We start from the raw sequence: 19,010 nt of genomic DNA, 5'->3' as shown, positions 1-19,010 counted from the left end.
CGCCGCCCAAGCGCCACGGGGCGCGCCCGGAGCGGGGTCACAAACCGGTCATAAAACTGTCGTCTAATGCGGTGAGCGGCCGACGTGGCCGGCACCGCAGGACGAAACGTGCAGAAGCGCATCCTGATCGTCGACGACGAACCCGCGATCCGCGAAATGGTGGCCTTCGCCCTGCGAAAGGGCGATTTCGAACCGGCCCACGCGGGCGACGCGCGCGAGGCCCAGTCCTCGATCGCCGACCGGGTGCCGGACCTGATCCTGCTCGACTGGATGCTGCCGGGCACCAGCGGCCTGGAGCTGGCGCGGCGCTGGCGCAAGGAGACGCTGACCCGCGAGGTGCCGATCATCATGCTCACCGCCCGCGGCGAGGAGAACGACCGCGTCGGCGGGCTTGAGGCCGGCGTCGACGACTACGTGGTCAAGCCGTTCTCGGCACGCGAGCTGCTGGCGCGGATCCGCGCGGTGATGCGGCGTTCGCGCGAGGACGACGAGGACGGCAGCGTCAGCGTCGGCCGCCTGCGCATCGACGGCGCCGCGCACCGGGTGTTCGCCGGCGACGAACCGGTCAGCATCGGTCCCACGGAGTACCGCCTGCTGCACTTCTTCATGACCCACCCCGAGCGCGTCTACAGCCGCACCCAGCTGCTGGACCACGTCTGGGGCGGCAGCGTGTACGTGGAGGAGCGCACCGTCGACGTGCACATCCGGCGCCTGCGCAAGACGCTCGAGCCCGCCGGACTCGACGGCATGGTGCAGACCGTGCGCGGGTCGGGCTACCGCTTCTCCGCTTCGGTCTGACGGGGCGCGTCCACGCCCCGCTCCGCCCCGGACCTGACGGGGCGCGCGCCGGCAGCGGATATCATCGAGCGCTTACACCCCTCCGCCACCGCCACCGGCCATTCCGATCGCCCGATTCCACGCCATGCCGCCCCGCTCCCGATCCGCGTGGACCCGCACCCTGGGCCAGCTCGCGCTGGTGCTCGCGGCGGCGCTGTTCACCGGGCTGGTGCTCGGCCAGGTCTGGCTGGCGCTGGCGCTGGCCGCGCTGGGCGTGGTCGCCTGGCACTACTGGCGCCTGCGCCGGGTGCTGGCGCGGCTGACCTCGCGCCAGCGGCAGCCGATCGCCAGCGGCGAGGGGGTGTGGAACGAACTCGAGCGCCAGCTGCGCGCCAATCAGGAGAACATGCGCGCGCGCAAGCGCCGCCTGGTGGCCATGTTGCGCGCCTACCGCGCGGTCGCCGCCGCCCTGCCCGACGCGGTGGTGGTGGTTGAACGCAACACCCAGCGGGTGCAGTGGTTCAACGCAGCGGCCACCGGGCTGCTCGGCCTGCGCTACCCGCACGACATCGGCCAGCCGCTCGGCGAGCGCCTGCGCACCCTGCAGATCTCGCATTGGCTCGCGGCCGGGCGCAACGCCGAGCCGCTGCTCGATGCCACCTCGCCCGCCTCGGCCGACATCCGCCTCAACCTGCGCCTGATCCCGTATTCCGAGGACCTGTGGCTGGTGGTCGCACGCGATGTCACCAAGATGATGCGGCTCGAGCAGGTGCGCCGCGACTTCGTCGCCAACGTCTCGCACGAACTGCGCACCCCGCTCACCGTGGTGCACGGCTACCTGGACATGCTCGATCCGCAGGAGCACCCGGAATGGGCGCCGATGCTCTCGGAGATGCAGCTGCAGTCCCAGCGCATGACCCAGCTGGTGGAGGACCTGCTGACCCTGTCGCGGCTCGAAGCCCAGGAGGGCATCGACAGCGAGACGGTGGCGATGGGCTCGATGCTGTCCACCCTGCGCCGCGAGGCCGAGGCGCTCAGCCAGGGCCGACACGTGGTGACGGTGGAGGACGCCGCCGGGGTCGACCTGCGCGGTTCGACCAAGGAGCTGCACAGCGCGTTCTCCAACCTGGTCAGCAACGCGGTGCGCTACACGCCCGCGGGAGGCACGATCACGATCCGCCTGGCGCGCGAGGGCGACAGCCTGGTGCTGTCGGTGCGCGACAGCGGCTTCGGCATCCCCGCCGCGCACCTGCCGCGGCTCACCGAGCGCTTCTACCGGGTCTCGACCAGCCGCTCGCGCGAATCCGGCGGCACCGGGCTGGGACTGGCCATCGTCAAGCACGTGCTGAACCTGCACCACGCACGGCTGGAAATCGCCAGCGAAGTGGGACGCGGCAGCCTGTTTTCCTGCCATTTCGGCGCCGAGCGGATCGAATCGCGAGACGCAGCCACATCCGGAGCCATGCCGTGAACCGACCCGCCGATGGTGCGGACACCCCCGCCACGACCCGCGGCCGCGGCGCGCGACCCGCGCGCACGGTCGCGGCGGCAGCCGACGCCGGCGACGACGACCCGTTGCGCGACCCGGCGCTGTACTTCAACCGCGAACTGTCGCAGCTGGACTTCAACTTCCGCGTGCTGGCCCAGGCGCAGGACGATGCGGTGCCGTTGCTCGAGCGGCTGCGCTACCTGTGCATCTCCTGCACCAACCTCGACGAATTCTTCGAGATCCGCGCCGCCACCGTGCGCCATGCGCAGGATTTCGGCACCGTTCCCACGCCGCCGGACGGTCTGGCACCGGCGACGGTGCTCAAGCGCATCCACGACCGCGCGGCCGAACTGGTCGATGCGCAGTACCGCTGCTGGAACGAGGTGCTGCGACCGGCGCTGACCGACAAGGGCGTGCGCGTGCTCGGCCGCGCACAGTGGACGGCGCGCCAGACCCGCTGGCTGCGCGCCTATTTCCGCGACGAGATCATGCCGGTGCTGTCGCCGCTGGGGCTCGATCCCGCGCATCCGTTCCCGAAGATCCTCAACAAGTCGCTCAACATCGTGGTGGTGCTCAAGGGCCGCGACGCGTTCGGGCGCGTGGGCAACCTGGCGATCGTGCGCGCGCCGCGCTCGCTGCCGCGCATCATCCAGCTGCCCGAGCGGATCTCCGGCGGCGAGTACGACTTCGTGTTCCTGTCCTCGGTGCTGTCGGAGTTCGTGCACGAGCTGTTCCCCGGCATGGAGGTCAAGGGCGCCTACCAGTTCCGGGTGACGCGCAACTCCGAGCTGATCGTCGACGAGGACGAGGTGGAGAACCTCGCCCTGGCGCTGCGCGACGAACTGCAGGGGCGCGGCTACCTGCGCGCGATGCGGCTGGAGATCGCGGCCACCTGCCCCAAGCCGATCGTGCGCACGCTGCTGCAGAACTTCGAGCTGCCGGAGAACGCGGTCTACCGCATCGACGGCCCCGTGAACCTCAACCGGGTGATCCAGGTCTACGACCTGGTGCAGCGGCCGGACCTGAAGTTCCCCGCGTTCCAGCCGCGGCTGCCGAAGAACAGCGACGCCATGTTCGAGCTGGTGTCCGAGGGCGACGTGCTGCTGCACCACCCGTTCGACGCGTTCGCGCCGGTGCTGGAACTGATCAAGCAGGCGGCCGAGGACCCGAACGTCCTCGCCATCAAGCAGACGCTCTACCGCACCGGCAAGGATTCGCCGATCGTCGAGCACCTGGTGCAGGCCGCCCGGAACGGCAAGGACGTGACCGTGGTGGTCGAGCTGCGCGCGCGCTTCGACGAGGAGGCCAACCTCGGCCTGGCCGACCGGCTGCAGGAGGCCGGCGTGCAGGTCGTCTACGGCGTGGTGGGCTACAAGACCCACGCGAAGATGCTGCTGGTGGTGCGGCGCGAGGGCCGCAAGCTCCGGCGCTACGTGCACCTGGGCACCGGCAACTACCACTCGGGCACCGCGCGCGTGTACACCGACTTCGGCCTGATCAGCGCCGACCCGGACATCGGCAACGACGTGCACCTGATCTTCCAGCAACTGTCCGGGCTGGCGCCGGCGATATCGCTGAGCCGCCTGCTGCAGTCGCCGTTCACCCTGCATGCCGGGATCCTGGCGCGGATCGAGCGCGAGACCCGGCACGCGCAGGCGGGCCGCCCGGGGCGCATCGTCGCCAAGATGAACGCGCTCAACGAGCCGCAGGTGATGCGCGCGCTGTACGCGGCCTCGCAGGCGGGCGTGTCGATCGACCTGATCGTGCGCGGCGCGTGCTCGCTGCGTCCAGGCGTGCCGGGCGTGTCGGAGAACATCCGCGTGCGCTCGATCATCGGCCGCTTCCTGGAGCACCACCGCGTGTACTGGTTCGGCAACGACGGCCAGCCCGAGCTCTACTGCTCGAGCGCCGACTGGCTGGAACGCAACCTGCTGCGGCGGGTGGAGACCTGCTTCCCGGTGCTGGATCCGGAGATCGCCGCGCGCGTGCGCGAGGAGGCGCTGGACAACTACCTGGCCGACAACCTCAACGCCTGGGAATTGCACGAGGATGGCGTTTACCGCAAGCTGGCGCCCCTCGGCGACACCATGCCGCATTCGGCGCAAGCCTCCCTGCTGGCCAAACTCTGCGGATGATGGATGCGCTTGCCCGTGCGGGATCCCTGACCTCGCCCCTGCGCGACGGCGACATGCTGGCCGCGATCGACCTGGGCTCGAACAGCTTCCACATGGTGGTGGCCAGCTACACGCTCGGCCAGCTGCGCATCGTCGACCGCCTGCGCGAGACCGTGCGCCTGGCCGAGGGCCTGGACGGCAAGGGTGGCCTGTCGCTGGACGTGCGCCAGCGCGCGCTCACCTGCCTGGCGCGCTTCGGCCAGCGCATCCGCGACATCCCGCCGCAGCGCGTGCGCGCGCTGGCCACCAATACCGTGCGCCTGCTGGCCGCGCCGCAGTCGTTCCTGGTGCCGGCCGAAACCGCGCTCGGCCACGGCATCGAGGTGATTTCCGGACGCGAGGAAGCGCGCCTGATCTACCTCGGTGTCGCCCATGCGCAGCCGCCCAAGGCCGGATGCCTGCGGCTCGTGGTCGACATCGGCGGCGGCTCCACCGAGTGCATCATCGGCCGCGGCTTCCAGGCGATCGAGCGCGAAAGCCTGCAGGTGGGCTGCATCGCCACCACCCGGCGGTTCTTCGGCAACGGCAAGCTCACGCGCAGGAAGTGGCGCGAGGCGGTGATCGAGGTCGGCTCGGAGTTCCAGCAGTTCGCCAACGCCTATCGCGCGCTGGGCTGGAACGAGGCCATAGGGGCATCCGGCACCTGCAAGGCGATCGGCGAGATCTGCGCGGCGATGAAGCTCACCAAGGGCGCGGTCACCGCCGAGGCCCTGCCCCAGGTGCGCGACCGGCTGCTGCAGGCCGGTTCGATCGAGGCCATCGACCTGCCCGGCCTGTCCGACGACCGCCGGCCGATCATCGCCGGCGGCGTGCTGGTGCTGGAAGCCGCGTTCGATGCGCTCGGGCTCGCGCGCATGGCGGTGAGCAAGGCGGCGATGCGCGAGGGCGTGCTGTACGACATGCTCGGCCGCGGCGGCGAAGACGACCCGCGAGAAGCCTCCATCGGCGCGCTCACCCAGCGCTACGGCATCGACGTGGCCCAGGCCGCGCGCGTGGAGGCCACTGCGATTCGGCTGTTCGAACAGGCCGCACCGGCATGGAAGCTCGATTCCGACGACCTGCTGATGCTCGCCTGGGGCGCGCGCCTGCACGAGCTCGGCCTGGCGATCGCGCACAGCCAGTACCAGGTGCACGGCGCCTACGTGATCGAGCATTCGGACATCGCCGGCTTCTCGCGCCAGGAGCAGCAGTTCCTCGCCGCGCTGGTGCGCACCCACCGCCGGCGCATCCCGAAATCGGCGTTCGACGCCCTGCCCGACCGGCTGCTCGGCGCGGCCCGGCGCACGGCGGCGCTGCTGCGGATCTCGGCCCTGCTGCACCGAGCGCGTGATGGCGACGAGATTCCGCGCCTCGAGCTGGAGGTCGAGGACAGCCGCATGACCCTGCGCCTGGCCCGCCGCTGGCTGGAAAACCGGCCACTGCTGCGCGCGGACCTCGAGGGCGAACCGGCCGACATCGCGCCGCTCGGCGTGCAGCTGGCGATCGCCGCCGACTGAACGGCCGCGCGGTCTCCGCCCAGCGGCCGGCCCGCCGGTCCGGTCTCATCCCGAGGACTCAGCCGATGCGGCCCGCGTCATCGCGCCGTCATGCGCCTGCCATGGGCACTTCATGCCTGCGCGGCAGCATGCGCCGAACGCGGAGGCCGCATGCATTACGCCATCGTCACCGAGACCTACCCGCCCGAGGTCAACGGCGTCGCGCTGACCGTCAGCTCGCTCGAGACCGGACTGCGCGACCGCGGGCATATGGTGTCGGTGATCCGGCCACGCCAGGACGACGGCGCCGCGCCCGGTGCCGGAGAACTGCTGGTGCGGGGGATCGCGCTGCCGCGATACCCCGGACTGCGCGCGGGCCTGCCCGCGACCGCCACCCTGGCGCGTGCATGGCGCGACGCGCGCCCCGACGCGGTCTACATCGCCACCGAAGGCCCGCTCGGCTGGTCGGCGCTGCGGGCCGCGCGCCGGGCCGGCATTCCCGTCGCCACCGGCTTCCACACGCGCTTCGACAGCTACATGCGCGACTACCGCCTGCCATGGCTGGAGCCGGTGGCGCTACGCTGGATGCGCCATTTCCACAATCGCGCCGACGCCACCCTGGTGCCCACGCAGGAACTCGAAACCTTCCTGCGCACGCGCGGCTTCGCACGCGCGCGGCTGCTGCGGCGTGCGGTGGACACCGGCCTGTTCGATTCCGCGCGCCGCGACGCGGCCCTGCGCGAGTCGATCGGCGTCGCGCCGGACGCCCCGCTGGTGATCCATGTCGGCCGGATCGCGCCGGAGAAGAACCTGGGCCTGGCGGTGCGTGCCTTCCGCGCCCTGCAGGCAAGGCGGCCCGGTGCGCGCTACGTGTGGGTCGGTGACGGCCCGATGCGCGGGACGCTGCAGCGTGACAACCCTGATTTCGTGTTTGCCGGCGTGCGCCGCGGCGAGGCGCTGGCGCGGCTGTTCGCCTGCGCCGACCTGTTCGCGTTCCCGAGCCTGAGCGAGACCTTCGGCAACGTCACCCTGGAAGCGATGGCCAGCGGGGTCGCCGTGGTGGCCTACGACTACGGCGCCGCGCGCGAGCACCTGCGCGACGGCCGGCACGGCGCCGCGATCCCGCCGGGCGATGCGGACGCGTTCGTGGACGCGGCCGTGCGCATCGGCACCGTTCCGGAGGCGATGCGTGCCATGGGCGCGTCCGCGCGCCAGGCGATGCTCGGCCTGTCGCCGGCGCGCGTGGCCGCCGACTTCGACCACCTGCTCTCGCACCTGTCCGGGAAGGAGCCTGTCCATGTCGACCGCGCCGCAGCCTAGCTGGTGGGCCCAGAACGATTCGGGCTGGTGCCTGCGCGCCAACCGCGCGGGATCGCGGCTGTCGATCCGGCGCTACTTCGCCGCGATCAGCCGCCTTGGCGACGGGGTGTTCTGGTACACGCTGATGGCGGCGATGGTGCTGCTCGATGGACGGGACGGCCTGCTCGCCAGCCTGCACCTCGCGGTCACCGGCGTGGCCGCGCTGAGCCTGTACAAGGCCCTCAAGCGCTGGACGCGCCGACCGCGGCCGTTCGCAGCCGACGGACGCATCCGCGCCTGGATCGCGCCGCTGGACGAATTCAGCTTCCCGTCCGGCCACACCCTGCACGCGGTCGCGTTCACCGTGGTGGCGCTGGCGCACTATCCGTCGCTGGCCTGGCTGCTGCTGCCGTTCACCGCGAGCGTGGGGATCTCGCGCGTGGTGCTCGGGCTGCACTACCCCAGCGACGTGCTCGCGGCCACGGCGATCGGCGGCGCGCTTGCGGGCGTGTCGCTGTGGGCGGGGATGCCGCTGCCCGTGTAGCCGCGGCACGGAGGACGGGCACCGGCGCACCGGTCCCCGCGCCGGCCCGGACCACTCGCCGACGCACGCGTGCGCTGGTCGAGGCGGAACGCGATCACCGGCGTGGCGCGCGCCTCGCCGACGGCGGCCGGACGCTCCGCCCCCGTGGCGGCGCATCGCGTTCAGGCGAAGGTGTCTACACGCGCCGTCGCCAGGGCCGGCAGGTTCTGTCCATGCCAGTCGCGGTCGTTGGCTACCTGGGCCGCAGCGCGGCTGGCCTCCAGCACCGCCACGTCGACGTCGGCGAACGCCCAGTCGGCATCCTCGTACGCGCCGGCCAGCACGCCGTCGTCGGGAAAGCCCACGTCCATCGGCGCGAACACCGCCGCCTGCCCGGTATTCACGTCCAGCGCCGGGCTCCACGACGCCTCGCCGGCGGTCACCGCCTGGGCGACGAAGCAGCGGTTCTCCAGCGCGCGCGCCAGGCAGCCCGTGCGCACTCGGGTGGCGCCGGCCGCGGTGTCGGTGCAGCTGGGCACCAGCAGCAGCCGCGCGCCGGCCGCGACCTGCGCGCGCACCGGCAGCGGGAACTCGATGTCGTAGCAGACCGCGACCCCCAGCCGCAGGCCTTCGAACGCGAACACCTTCAGTGCGTCGCCGCGGTCGATCACGCCGGCATGGCGCTCGAACCCCGTCAGCTGCAGCTTGTCCTGCCAGGCGTGGCCGCCATCGGGGTGGAACAGGTCGCAGCGGTTGCGGTAGCGACCGCCGCCGGTGTCCAGCAGGAACGTGCCGGCCACCACCAGCAGGCCGGTCCCGCGCGCGAGGTCGGCGAACAGGTCGACCCAGCGCGGCCGATACTGCTGGATCGCCGCGAGGGAGGCGTGCAGGTCGCCGGCGACGGGCGCATCGAACGTCGCCGCGAGTTCCAGCGACAGGTACTCGGGCAGCACCGCGATGCGCGCGCCGTTCGCCGCGGCCTCGCCGAGCATCCGCCGCTGCCGCGCCGCGAACGCGTCGAAGTCGGTCGGCTGGCCCACGGTGTAGCGCGCGACCGCGATCCTCATGCCGGCTCCAGCGCGCGCAACCACACCTGCAGCGTGTGCGCACACGGCCCGCGCCCGGGCTCGGACCATTCGAGCTCCAGCGCCAGGCCCGGCCGCGGGGCATAGCCGCGACCGCGCCAGAACGCGTCGTGGCTGCGCGGGCGGGCGGGACGGCGCGGATCGTCCGGGCTGCGCTCCACCGCCGCGAAAGCGGTCCAGGCGAACCCGCCCAAGGCGCGCGCATGCGCCTCGCGCCCGTCGAAGAACGCATGGCCGACGCCCTGGCCCCGCCATTCGGGTAGCAGCACCGACTCGCCGAAATAGAACACCTGCGCCGGGTCCGGTCCGTGTTGTTCGAAGGGCGCGCGGAAGGCGGGCGCCTCGTCCGCGAGCGGGACGCCGGTCGCCACGCCGACCACCTCATCGCCCGCCAGCGCCAGCACGAACACGCTGCGTGGCGAGGCGGCGTAGGCGGCGAGGTACTCGCGTTCGTACGCCTCGTCGCCCGCGTACAGGTACGGCCACTCGCGGAACACGGCCATGCGCAAGGCGGCGATACGCGCGAGATGGGCGGTCGCCTCCGGACCGGTCGCGATCTCGATCCGGCAGGCGTCGGCGGAGGCGGGGCGTGGATCCGGCATCGTCGGCCGCTGGACGGGGCGCTCCATGATGCCGTCGGCCGCGCCGGCGTGCACGCGCCGCAGAGGCTCCACAGGCACGCGCCGGATGAGCCCATGCCCCGCCCCGCGTGCGCCAGGCGATGCGGCGTTCCATGTCGAGGGCGACGCCGGGTTGCCATCCGCCGCGGCGGCGAAGCCTGTGCTCCGCCGCCATCGGCGCGACCGCGGCCCTGCGCCAGGGCACTCTCGCCTCACGGCGCGCGTGGCGCGGCCCCCGCGGACAGCTGGTACCAGTCCACCCGGCGCGTGACCACCATGATCGCGGCCAGGATCAGGAACAGCAGGCCCGAGCCCAGCACCAGGGCGTTGTCCTCGGAGACCAGCAGGCCGTACAGCGCGGCGTAGAGCGTGGCCAGCATCAGCGCGAAACCAACGCCGCGCGCGCGGCTGCGCAGCACGTGGGACAGATAGAAGCCGAGCAGGCCGATGCAGGCGGTCGCGGCGGCCAGGTAGGCCCAGCCGAAGGGGATGTGTTCGGACAGGCTGACCAGCAGCAGGAAGAAGATCGCCAGCGCCAGCCCCACCAGTCCGTACTGGATCGGGTGGATGCGCAACTGCTTCACCAGTTCCAGCATGAAGAAGCCCACGAAGGTCAGCAGCACGAACAGCAGCCCGTACTTGGTCGCGCGGTCGGCCTGGGCATAGCCGTCGACCGGCTCGACCAGCGAGAGCGCGATCGCGTCGAGTCCGGCATCGATGCCCTCGCCCAGCTGCACGACCGACGCCGACGAGAGCGACGCCCCGCCGCGGTACTGGGCCTGGGCGTTGGTCGCGAGCGACGAAACCTGCCAGGTGGCGCGGAAGCCGTCGGCGCCGATCTCGTGCCGGGTCGGCAGGAAGGCGCCGTTGAAGCGCGGATGCGGCCACGTCGAGGCCAGCGTGACCCGTGTCTGCTGCGCCAGTGGCGCGATCGCGAGCGATTCCGCGCCGGCCAGTTCGAACGCCAGCTGCGTGTCCAGCGCCACGCGTGCGCCGGCAGCGGGCGCGGCCAGGCGCACGTGCACGCCCGGGGCATCGCGATGCCCCAGGCCCTGCAGCAGCGGCGTCTCCGCGCCGTCGACCTGCAGCCGCGGCGCGCCGCGCAGGCCGCGCACGTCGGCCAGGCCCCAGGCCAGCCAGGGCTGGCCGATGCGCCGCGGCAGCGCGGGGTCGGCATCGCGCGGGATGCGGGCGTCGAACGTGGCCGACAACCGCCCCTCCAGCGCGTACATGCGCACTTCGTGCAGACCGAGCCGGCGCGTGTACGGCGCCAGGGTGCCGTCGAGCGCCATCGCATCGGGGAAGAACAGCCACTGCCCGCTTTCGCCGTCGCGCCGCACCCGGCGGACCACCTCGCCGCGCGCGTCCTTCTCCTCCACCTCGACCACCTCGGTCCACGGCACCACCAGCACCGGGCCGGCGATGCCCTGCGCCCCCGCCTCGCTGCGCGCGATGCTCTGCACCGCCTGCGCGCGGTGCGACTGGCGGTCGTGGATCACGCCGCGCACCATCACCAGCGGCACCAGGATCGCCAGGGTCATGCCCAGCACCATCAGGATCTTCAGCCACAGCCGCATCGCACCGCTCCTCGTGGGTTGTCGGTGCGCAGCGTGGCGCGCGCCTGCGAGGCGACGATGGCGCGATGGTGAGGCGAAGGTGAAGCGGGCGCCGGCGGGCCTAGGCGGCGGGCAGCGTCACCACCGCGACGGCGCCGCCGCCCGGCCGGTTGTCCAGCGTGGCCCCGCCCCCGTGCAGGGCGGCGACCTCGCGCACGAAGCCCAGGCCCAGGCCGCTGCTGCGCGCGCCGGTACGCGGCCGCGGGAGCGAGTAAAAGCGTTCGAACACGCGCCCGGCGGCGTAGTCGGGCAGGCCGGGGCCGCGGTCGTCGACCTCGAAGCGGACCCGGTCGCCATCACCGACCGCAGCCAGGCCGACCACGCCCCCTGCGGGGGAGAAGTCGATCGCATTGTCGACCAGGTTGCCGAGCATCTGCCGCAGCAGGAAGCGGTCGCCCCGCAGGGACGGCAGCGCGCCCCCGACCCGGCTTTCGATGCGCACGCCGGCCTCGGCCGCGCGCATCGCCGCGTCCTGCACCACTTCGTCCAGCAGCGTCGGCAGGTCGACCGGCTCGGGCTGCTCGATGCGCTGGCGGTGCTCGACCGCCGCCAGCGCCAGCAGCTTGTCGATGGTCCGGGCCAGGCGCTCGGCCTGATCGCGCACGGTGGCCGCGAAGCGGGCGCGGTCGTCCTCCGGCAGCGGGCGTTCGAGCAGTTCGGCGGCGCCGCGGATCGCGGTCAGCGGCGACTTCAGTTCGTGGGTCAGGCCGTGCACGTACTGCTCGACGTACTGCTTGCCCTCGAGCCGGTCGCGCATGGTCTCCAGCGCTTGGCCGAGCTCGCGGAACTCTCCGGCCGATCGCGGCGGCACCGCGCGCTCGCCTTCGGTCACCGCGCGCGCATAGCGCTGCAGCCCGCCCAGCTGGCGCGACAGCCACCACGCCGCCAGCAAGCCGATCGCCAGCGCCGTGCCCAGCAGCACCAGGCCCCAGTTGCGCACGATGCGCTCGCTGCGCTGGATGAACGGCTCGATCGTGCGGTTGGGCTTGGACACCGTGAGCACGCCGACGATCCGCTCGCCGTCGCGCACCGGCGCGGCGACGTACATCACCGACGAGCCGTCGTCGTCCGGGTCGCTGCGGGTCGAACGCGCGCCGTAGCGGCCGCGCAGCGTCAGGTAGACGTCGTTCCAGCGCGAGTTGTCGCGGCCCACGTCCAGCCCCGCCGAATCGAAGACCACGATGCCGGCGGCATCGGTGACGGTGATGCGGTAGCTCACCGCATCCTTGTCGAAGTCCCAGATGCGCGCGCCGAGGTCGCGCTGGCGCAGGTTGGCGATGCGCGCGGCGAAGCGGCCGTCGGCGATGCGCCCGGCGAGCAGGTCGTCGGCGGCCAGCTCGGCCAGCACGTTGGCGGTGTCGGCCAGCGTGTCCTCCATCGCCTGGCGCACGCCGGGCTTGACCTCCTGCACGAACACGCGCAGCAGCAGGAAGCCCGCCAGCGCGACGATCACGAAGTAGCCGAGCAGGATGCGCAGGCCGATCCGCATCGCGTCAGTCCGCGTCGATCGAGTAGCCGAGCCCGCGGTGGGTGCGGATCGGGTCGGTGTCCGGGGCGATCGCGTGCAGCTTGGCGCGTACCGTCTTGACGTGGGTGTCGATGGTCCGGTCGCCGGTCTCGAGCGCATCGCCCCAGACCCGGTCCATCAGCTGGGCGCGCGACAGCACCGCGCCCGGCCGCGCCAGCAGCGCGGCCAGCAGCCCGTATTCGTAGCGCGTCAGTTCCAGCAGGCGGCCGCGGTAGCGGATGCGCAGGCCGTCCGCATCGTGCTCGAAGCCGGCAGCCTGGCCGGCGCGCGCGTCGCCGCCGGCGCGGCGCAGCACCGCGCGTACCCGGGCCACCAGTTCGCGCGGCGAGAACGGCTTGGGCACGTAGTCGTCCGCGCCGAGCTCGAAGCCACGGATGCGGTCGGCCTCCTCCTGGCGCGCGGTGAGGAAGATCACCGGCAGGTCGCGTCCTTCGCGCAGCTTCGCACACAGCGCGAAGCCGCCGAGGTCGGGCAGGCCGACGTCGAGGATCGCCAGGTCGAACGCATCCGCGTCCGCGGCGCGCAGCGCGTCGCCCGCGGTCAGGCAATGGGTGGCCGCGTGGCCCTCCTCGCGCAGGGCATAGACGACGGTGTCTGCGATCGCGCGCTCGTCTTCGACCAGGAGGATGCGGGCCATGGCGGGGTGTCGGGGTGCGGGACGCGCCCGGAGCGGGCGTGGCAAGCGTACTGGTTCATCGCCGCCGGCGCAGCGCGCACGCGCCAGGGCAGATGACATTTGCCGGGCCTGCCCCCATCCTGCCGGCACTTCCGCGCCGCTGCCCGCCCACGATGAACTACCGCCACGCCTTCCACGCCGGCAACCACGCCGACGTGTTCAAGCACGCCGTGCTGCTCGCGCTGTGCGACGCGCTGGTGGCCAAGCCTTCGCCCTGCTTCGCGCTGGACACCCATGCCGGCCGCGGCCTGTATCGGCTCGACGATCCCGAGGCGCAGCGTACGGGCGAAGCCGTGGACGGTGTCGAGGCGGTGATGCGCTGCGCCCGTGTGCCGCCCGCGCTGGATCGCTACCGCGACGCGATCGCCGCCTGCCGCGCCGTGCACGGCGATACCGCCTATCCCGGTTCGCCTTGGCTGCTGGCGCACGCGCTGCGCGCGCAGGACCGCATCGCCTGCTGCGAACTGCAGGCCGACGAGGCCGCGGCCCTGAAGCGCGAACTGGGCGCCGATCCGCGCATCGGCGTGCACCAGCGCGATGGCTACGCGGCGGTCGGCGCGCTGCTGCCCCCGAGGCCCGAGGGCGTGCGGATCGGGCGCGGCCTGGTCCTGGTCGACCCGCCGTACGAGGCGCAGCGGGCGGAATTCGACCCCGCGCTTGCCGCGCTGCGCGAGGGCCTGGGGCGCTGGCCGCAGGGCATGTTCGTGCTGTGGTACCCGATCAAGCAGCGCGCGACCGTGCAGCCGTTCCTGCGCCGGGCCGCGCACCTGCCGGCGAAATCCGTGCTGTGCGCCGAACTGATGGTGGCCGAGGAATCGGCGCTGCGCATGAGCGGCAGCGGCCTGCTGCTATGCAATCCACCCTGGCGGTTCGACGCCGGGCTCGAAACACTGCTGGCGGCCCTGCGGTCCGTGCTCGCGCCGCGCGGCGGCGCCCACCGCGTGCAGTGGCTGCGCGCAGCGGACGCGTGAGGCCCCGCCGGAACGCGTGAGAACCACGTCCACGCACGCGCGGTAAAATCGCCGGCCCGCACGCGGGCGACGCAGGTTGCCGGCGCCGTCGTGCTTTTCTTCCGGACACCCCCGCCCGCCATGCCCGCAGACTCCACTGCCCCGCCGCTGCCGCGGCCCGGCCAGCCCCGCGCCTGGTGGCGCGCCCCCGCCAGCCGCAGCGCGCTGGCCTGGCACGCCGCGCAGGCGGCACGCGCGCACGGCGCGCCGGTTCTGCTGATCGCACGCGACAACCACGCCGCGCACCAGCTCGAAGCCGACCTGCACACGCTGGCGGGCACGGACGCGACACTGCCGGTGGTCGCGTTCCCGGACTGGGAAACCCTGCCATGGGACCGCTTCAGCCCGCACCCGGACATCGTCTCCCAGCGCCTGGCCGCGCTGCTGCGGCTGCCGTCGCTCGCCGGCCCGGCGCTCGTGATCGTGCCCGTGCAGACCCTGCTGCAGCGGCTGCCGCCGCTGCGCCACGCGGTCGGCAGCGCCTTCGACGTGCGCGTTGGCCAGGTGCTCGACCTCGATGCCGAGAAGCGCCGCCTCGAGGGCGCCGGCTACCGCAACGTGCCGCAGGTGTTCGATCCGGGCGAGTTCGCCGTGCGCGGCGGCCTGCTCGACGTCTATCCGATGGGCGCCACCGAGCCCTACCGGGTGGAACTGTTCGACGACAGCATCGAGTCGATCCGCGCCTTCGATCCCGAAACCCAGCGCTCGCTCGACCGGGTCGAGGCCGTGCGCATGCTGCCCGGCCGCGAGGTGCCGACCCATCCCGAGGCCCTGGCCGCGGTGCTGGACGCGCTGCGCGACCGCTTCGACGTCGACACCCGGCGCAGCGCGCTGATGCAGGACCTCAAGGCCGGCATCGTCCCGGCCGGCATCGAGTACTACCTGCCGCTGTTCTTCGCCAGCACCGCGACGCTGTTCGACTACCTGCCGCCCGGCACGCTGCCGCTGGTGGACGAAGGCGCGCTCGAGGCGGCGGACCACTTCTTCCGCCAGGCGGGCGAGCGCTTCGAGCAGCTGCGCCACGACATCGAGCGCCCGATCCTGCCGCCGGGCGAGCTGTGGATCGCGCCCGACGCCCTGCGCGAGCGGCTGAACGCCGGCGCGCGGATCGAGGTCTGCGGCGCCGCGCACGCACGCGTCGACCAGGCGCGCGCGCTCGGCGACCAGCCCGCGCCGGCGCTGCCGCTCGCCCTGCGCGACAGCGAACCCGGCCAGGCGCTGAAGACCTTCCTCGCCGGCTACGCGGGTCGCGTGCTCGTCGCCGCCGACTCCGCCGGCCGCCGCGAAGCGCTGCTGGAGATGCTCGACGCGGCGGCGCTCTCGCCGACCGTGCTGCCCGACGTCGCCGCGTTCCTGGCCGACGGCGGCGCGAGGTTCGCGATCGCCGTGGCCCCGCTCGACGACGGCTTCGCGCTCGACGCTCCGCGGATCGCGGTGCTCACCGAGCGCCAGCTGTTCCCCGAACGCGCCGCGCAGCCGCGGCGCCGCAAGCGCGCCGGCCGCGAGCCCGAGGCGATCATCCGCGACCTGGGCGAGCTCAGCGAAGGCGCGCCGATCGTGCACGAGGACCACGGCGTCGGCCGCTACCGTGGGCTGGTCACGCTGGAGGCCGGCGGCCAGGCCGGCGAGTACCTCGACATCGAATACGCCAAGGGCGACCGGCTGTACGTGCCCGTGGCGCAGCTGCACCTGGTCAGCCGCTACTCCGGCGCCTCGCCCGAGACCGCGCCGCTGCACAGCCTCGGCGGCGAGCAGTGGACCAAGGCAAAGCGCAAGGCCCAGGAGAAGGTGCGCGACGTGGCCGCCGAGCTGCTGGAGATCCAGGCCAAGCGCCAGGCGCGGGCCGGCCTGGCCCTGCCGCTGGACCGCGCGATGTACGAGCCCTTCGCCGCGGCGTTCCCGTTCGAGGAGACGCCGGACCAGCACGCGGCGATCGAGGCGGTGATCCGCGACTTGGGGTCCAGCCAGCCGATGGACCGCGTGGTCTGCGGCGACGTCGGCTTCGGCAAGACCGAGGTCGCGGTGCGCGCGGCGTTCGTGGCCGCGGCCGCCGGCCGCCAGGTGGCGGTGCTGGTGCCGACCACGCTGCTGGCCGAACAGCATTACCGCAACTTCCGCGACCGCTTCGCCGACTGGCCGCTGCGGGTGGAAGTGCTGTCGCGCTTCAAGAGCACCAAGGAGATCAAGGCCGAGATCGGCAAGATCGCCGACGGTTCGCTGGACGTGATCGTCGGCACCCACCGGCTGCTGCAGAAGGACGTGAAGTTCAAGGACCTGGGCCTGGTGATCGTGGACGAGGAGCAGCGGTTCGGCGTGCGCCAGAAGGAGGCGCTCAAGGCGCTGCGCGCCAACGTGCACCTGCTCACGCTCACCGCCACGCCCATCCCGCGCACGCTCAACATGGCCATGGCCGGCCTGCGCGACCTGTCGATCATCGCCACCCCGCCGGCGCACCGGCTGGCGGTGCAGACCTTCGTCCACGCCTGGGACGACGCGATGCTGCGCGAGGCCTTCCAGCGCGAGCTCTCGCGCGGTGGCCAGGTGTACTTCCTGCACAACGACGTCGAGAGTATCGGCCGCATGCAGCGCCAGCTGCAGGAGCTCGTCCCCGACGCACGCATCGGCATCGCCCACGGCCAGATGCCCGAGCGCGAGCTGGAACGGGTGATGCTCGACTTCCACAAGCAGCGCTTCAACGTGCTGCTGTGCTCGACGATCATCGAGTCGGGCATCGACATCCCCAACGCCAACACCATCATCATCAACCGCGCCGACCGTTTCGGCCTGGCGCAGCTGCACCAGCTGCGCGGACGCGTCGGCCGCTCGCACCATCGCGCCTACGCCTACCTGGTGGTGCCCGACCAGCGCTCGATCACCGGCGACGCGCAGAAGCGGCTGGACGCGATCGCCTCGATGGACGAGCTCGGCGCCGGCTTCACCCTGGCCACGCACGACCTGGAGATCCGCGGCGCCGGCGAGCTGCTCGGCGAGGACCAGAGCGGGCAGATGGCCGAGGTCGGCTTCAGCCTGTACACCGAACTGCTCGAGCGCGCGGTGCGCTCGATCCGCCAGGGCAAGCTGCCCGATGCGGACGAACCGCTGCACCGCGGCGCCGACGTCGAACTGCACGTTCCCGCACTGATCCCCGAGGACTACTTGCCCGACGTGCACACGCGGCTGACGCTGTACAAGCGCATCAGCTCGGCGCGCGACGCGGCGGAGCTGCGCGAGCTGCAGGTGGAGATGATCGACCGCTTCGGCCTGCTGCCGCCGGCGGCCAAGCACCTGTTCGCGATCGCCGAACTGCGGCTGGACGCGACCGCGCTGGGCATCCGCAAGCTGGACCTGGGCGAGGCCGGCGGGCGGCTGCAGTTCGTGGACAAGCCCGGCGTCGACCCGATGGCGGTGATTCGCCTGATCCAGGGCCAGCCGGCGCACTACCGCATGGACGGGCCGGACAAGCTGCGCATCACCCTGGCGCTGCCGGATTTCGAGACCCGGCACAAGGCCGCGCGCGGGCTGCTGATCGCGCTCGCGCCTTCCGGCGCGCAGCGTGCCGACGACCGGAAACGCTGAGCGCGCCGGCCGCAGAGCGCAGCGGCGCGACGGAACGGGCAGCACGCGCGGCCTCGAACTGGCGGCGTCGGGCACGCCGCCGCATCGTTCGGTGACCATCCCGCGGCGGCCGTGCCCGTCGCCTCCGGGGATGCCGGTGACACCCGCACCTTCCGCGCGTTCACATCCAAGTCACCGCATGGTGACGCGTCCGGCGCTAGGGTCGCAGGCCCGCCCGGAGCGTCTCCAATGCCCTACGACCGCATCAGCGACCTGCCCGACTCGGTCCGCGACAACACGCCCAAGCACGCGCAGGAGATCTACAAGGAAGCCTTCAACAGCGCCTGGGACCAGTACAAGGGTCCCGACGACCGCCGCGGCGATACGGGTCGCGAGGAAACCGCGCACCGGGTGGCCTGGGCGGCGGTGAAGGAAAAGTACGAAAAGGGCGACGACGACATGTGGCATCCGAAGACGTCCTGACCCGCCGGGGCCGCGCATCCGGCGTCCCCCGCCGCCGCACGGGGCCCGGGACCCGTTCGTGCTCGACCGCTTCGCGCACAATGGCGGAATGACAGCACGCCTTCGTCCGGGATTGACCGCCCTGCTCGCCTTCGTGCTGATCGGCTGCGCGGGCGCGCGCGGCGACGTGACCGCCGGCCAGGGGCCGACCTTCATCGTCGTGCGCCACGCAGAGAAGCTGGCGGCGCCGGCCGATGATCCGGACCTGGACACGCGCGGCCAGGCGCGCGCCGAGTCCCTCGCGCGCCTCCTGGCCGGCACCCGGCTCGCCGCGATCTACGCCACCGGCTACCGCCGCACCCGCGCCACCGTGGCGCCGGTGGCGGCACGCCAGGCCCTGACCCCGCGCACCTACGACGCCCGCCTGCCCGCGTCCGCCTTCGCCGCGCAGCTGCGCGGCGCGCATCCGGAGGGAACCGTGCTGGTGGCCGGCCACAGCAACACCGTGCCGGACATCGTCGCCGCGCTGTGCGGGTGCGAAACCGAGCCGATGCCGGAAACCGAGTACGACCGCGTCAGCGTGATCCGCTCCGGTCCGGACGGCCCGGTGCTCGAGGTGTCCCGCTACGAGGCAGCTGGCCCACGGCCGTAGCGCCGGGCCCGGGCAGGCGCGCGCGTCGTTGCGCCCTGGGCGGTACGCGATTGCGTTGAAGATCCTCCC

Annotated in this window: 15 protein-coding genes; 10 read left to right on the top strand and 5 right to left on the bottom strand. The window is 72.7% G+C overall.

The genetic code is table 11. The features are described from left to right. The first annotated feature begins 108 nt into the window (after positions 1-108). From phoB to QFW80_RS01095, 6 genes are all read left to right on the top strand, one after another. The gene (gene phoB, locus QFW80_RS01120; protein WP_280577125.1) at positions 109-798 is read left to right on the top strand and encodes a phosphate regulon transcriptional regulator PhoB; all 690 of its coding nucleotides are present in this window, start codon (positions 109-111) and stop codon (positions 796-798) included. Positions 799-922: 124 nt separating this feature from the next. Continuing rightward, the gene (phoR, locus tag QFW80_RS01115; protein ID WP_280599124.1) at positions 923-2,248 is read left to right on the top strand and encodes a phosphate regulon sensor histidine kinase PhoR; all 1,326 of its coding nucleotides are present in this window, start codon (positions 923-925) and stop codon (positions 2,246-2,248) included. Between the two features lie 104 nt (positions 2,249-2,352). Further along, positions 2,353-4,401 carry a polyphosphate kinase 1 gene (ppk1, locus tag QFW80_RS01110; RefSeq protein WP_280599157.1) on the top strand — a complete coding sequence of 683 codons (2,049 nt, stop codon included), beginning with the start codon at positions 2,353-2,355 and terminating at the stop codon, positions 4,399-4,401. After that, the gene (gene ppx, locus QFW80_RS01105) at positions 4,401-5,936 is read left to right on the top strand and encodes an exopolyphosphatase (RefSeq protein WP_280599122.1); all 1,536 of its coding nucleotides are present in this window, start codon (positions 4,401-4,403) and stop codon (positions 5,934-5,936) included. Before ppk1 ends, ppx begins: the two co-directional genes overlap by 1 nt. A gap of 150 nt (positions 5,937-6,086) precedes the next feature. Next, positions 6,087-7,235, top strand: a complete 1,149-nt coding sequence (locus QFW80_RS01100; RefSeq protein ID WP_280599121.1) for a glycosyltransferase family 4 protein — start codon at positions 6,087-6,089, stop codon at positions 7,233-7,235. Then, on the top strand, positions 7,213-7,758 hold the full coding sequence (locus QFW80_RS01095; protein WP_280599119.1) for a phosphatase PAP2 family protein: 546 nt from the start codon (positions 7,213-7,215) through the stop codon (positions 7,756-7,758). Before QFW80_RS01100 ends, QFW80_RS01095 begins: the two co-directional genes overlap by 23 nt. Positions 7,759-7,919: 161 nt before the next feature. Here the strand turns inward: QFW80_RS01095 and QFW80_RS01090 are convergent, their stop codons facing one another. From QFW80_RS01090 to creB, 5 genes are all read right to left on the bottom strand, one after another. Beyond that, a complete protein-coding gene (locus tag QFW80_RS01090; RefSeq protein WP_280599118.1) occupies positions 7,920-8,804 on the bottom strand; it encodes a carbon-nitrogen hydrolase family protein in 885 nt (294 codons plus the stop codon). Continuing rightward, a complete protein-coding gene (locus QFW80_RS01085) occupies positions 8,801-9,424 on the bottom strand; it encodes a GNAT family N-acetyltransferase (protein ID WP_425603480.1) in 624 nt (207 codons plus the stop codon). The genes QFW80_RS01090 and QFW80_RS01085 overlap by 4 nt, the downstream gene beginning before the upstream one ends. 230 nt (positions 9,425-9,654) lie before the next feature. Next, on the bottom strand, positions 9,655-11,019 hold the full coding sequence (creD, locus tag QFW80_RS01080) for a cell envelope integrity protein CreD (protein WP_280599114.1): 1,365 nt from the start codon (positions 11,017-11,019) through the stop codon (positions 9,655-9,657). A gap of 100 nt (positions 11,020-11,119) precedes the next feature. Next, entirely contained in the window at positions 11,120-12,547 is a 1,428-nt protein-coding gene (gene creC / locus QFW80_RS01075; RefSeq protein ID WP_280599112.1) for a two-component system sensor histidine kinase CreC, read from the bottom strand. Between the two features lie 4 nt (positions 12,548-12,551). Then, positions 12,552-13,223 carry a two-component system response regulator CreB gene (gene creB, locus QFW80_RS01070; RefSeq protein ID WP_280599110.1) on the bottom strand — a complete coding sequence of 224 codons (672 nt, stop codon included), beginning with the start codon at positions 13,221-13,223 and terminating at the stop codon, positions 12,552-12,554. 152 nt (positions 13,224-13,375) lie between these two features. On the opposite strand from creB, the gene QFW80_RS01065 reads away from it, so the two are divergent. The 4 genes from QFW80_RS01065 (at position 13,376) to QFW80_RS01050 (ending at position 18,941) form a co-directional block, all read left to right on the top strand. Continuing rightward, complete coding sequence (locus tag QFW80_RS01065) at positions 13,376-14,233, top strand: 23S rRNA (adenine(2030)-N(6))-methyltransferase RlmJ (RefSeq protein ID WP_280599108.1); 858 nt, start codon at positions 13,376-13,378, stop codon at positions 14,231-14,233. 120 nt (positions 14,234-14,353) lie between these two features. After that, positions 14,354-17,848 carry a transcription-repair coupling factor gene (mfd, locus tag QFW80_RS01060; protein ID WP_280599107.1) on the top strand — a complete coding sequence of 1,165 codons (3,495 nt, stop codon included), beginning with the start codon at positions 14,354-14,356 and terminating at the stop codon, positions 17,846-17,848. 228 nt (positions 17,849-18,076) lie between these two features. After that, the gene (gene chaB, locus QFW80_RS01055) at positions 18,077-18,310 is read left to right on the top strand and encodes a putative cation transport regulator ChaB (protein WP_280599106.1); all 234 of its coding nucleotides are present in this window, start codon (positions 18,077-18,079) and stop codon (positions 18,308-18,310) included. A gap of 88 nt (positions 18,311-18,398) precedes the next feature. Then, positions 18,399-18,941, top strand: a complete 543-nt coding sequence (locus tag QFW80_RS01050) for a SixA phosphatase family protein (RefSeq protein ID WP_280599105.1) — start codon at positions 18,399-18,401, stop codon at positions 18,939-18,941. The last annotated feature ends 69 nt before the right edge of the window (positions 18,942-19,010 follow it).

The sequence above is a fragment of the Luteimonas rhizosphaericola genome (assembly GCF_029888045.1).
Classification (GTDB): Bacteria; Pseudomonadota; Gammaproteobacteria; order Xanthomonadales; family Xanthomonadaceae; genus Luteimonas; species Luteimonas rhizosphaericola.
The sequence above is the reverse complement of the archived record's forward strand: the minus strand, read 5'-3'. Positions and strand labels throughout refer to the sequence as shown.

Excerpts from the sequence above, each read along its gene's own strand:
- phoR (WP_280599124.1), top strand. The coding sequence starts at position 923 with ATGCCGCCCCGCTCCCGATCCGCGTGGACCCGCACCCTGGGCCAGCTC.
- ppx (WP_280599122.1), top strand. The coding sequence starts at position 4,401 with ATGGATGCGCTTGCCCGTGCGGGATCCCTGACCTCGCCCCTGCGCGAC.
- QFW80_RS01100 (WP_280599121.1), top strand. The coding sequence starts at position 6,087 with ATGCATTACGCCATCGTCACCGAGACCTACCCGCCCGAGGTCAACGGC.
- QFW80_RS01095 (WP_280599119.1), top strand. The coding sequence starts at position 7,213 with ATGTCGACCGCGCCGCAGCCTAGCTGGTGGGCCCAGAACGATTCGGGC.
- QFW80_RS01090 (WP_280599118.1), bottom strand. The coding sequence starts at position 8,804 with ATGAGGATCGCGGTCGCGCGCTACACCGTGGGCCAGCCGACCGACTTC.
- QFW80_RS01085 (WP_425603480.1), bottom strand. The coding sequence starts at position 9,424 with ATGCCGGATCCACGCCCCGCCTCCGCCGACGCCTGCCGGATCGAGATC.
- creD (WP_280599114.1), bottom strand. The coding sequence starts at position 11,019 with ATGCGGCTGTGGCTGAAGATCCTGATGGTGCTGGGCATGACCCTGGCG.
- creC (WP_280599112.1), bottom strand. The coding sequence starts at position 12,547 with ATGCGGATCGGCCTGCGCATCCTGCTCGGCTACTTCGTGATCGTCGCG.
- creB (WP_280599110.1), bottom strand. The coding sequence starts at position 13,223 with ATGGCCCGCATCCTCCTGGTCGAAGACGAGCGCGCGATCGCAGACACC.
- QFW80_RS01065 (WP_280599108.1), top strand. The coding sequence starts at position 13,376 with ATGAACTACCGCCACGCCTTCCACGCCGGCAACCACGCCGACGTGTTC.
- mfd (WP_280599107.1), top strand. The coding sequence starts at position 14,354 with ATGCCCGCAGACTCCACTGCCCCGCCGCTGCCGCGGCCCGGCCAGCCC.
- chaB (WP_280599106.1), top strand. The coding sequence starts at position 18,077 with ATGCCCTACGACCGCATCAGCGACCTGCCCGACTCGGTCCGCGACAAC.
- QFW80_RS01050 (WP_280599105.1), top strand. The coding sequence starts at position 18,399 with ATGACAGCACGCCTTCGTCCGGGATTGACCGCCCTGCTCGCCTTCGTG.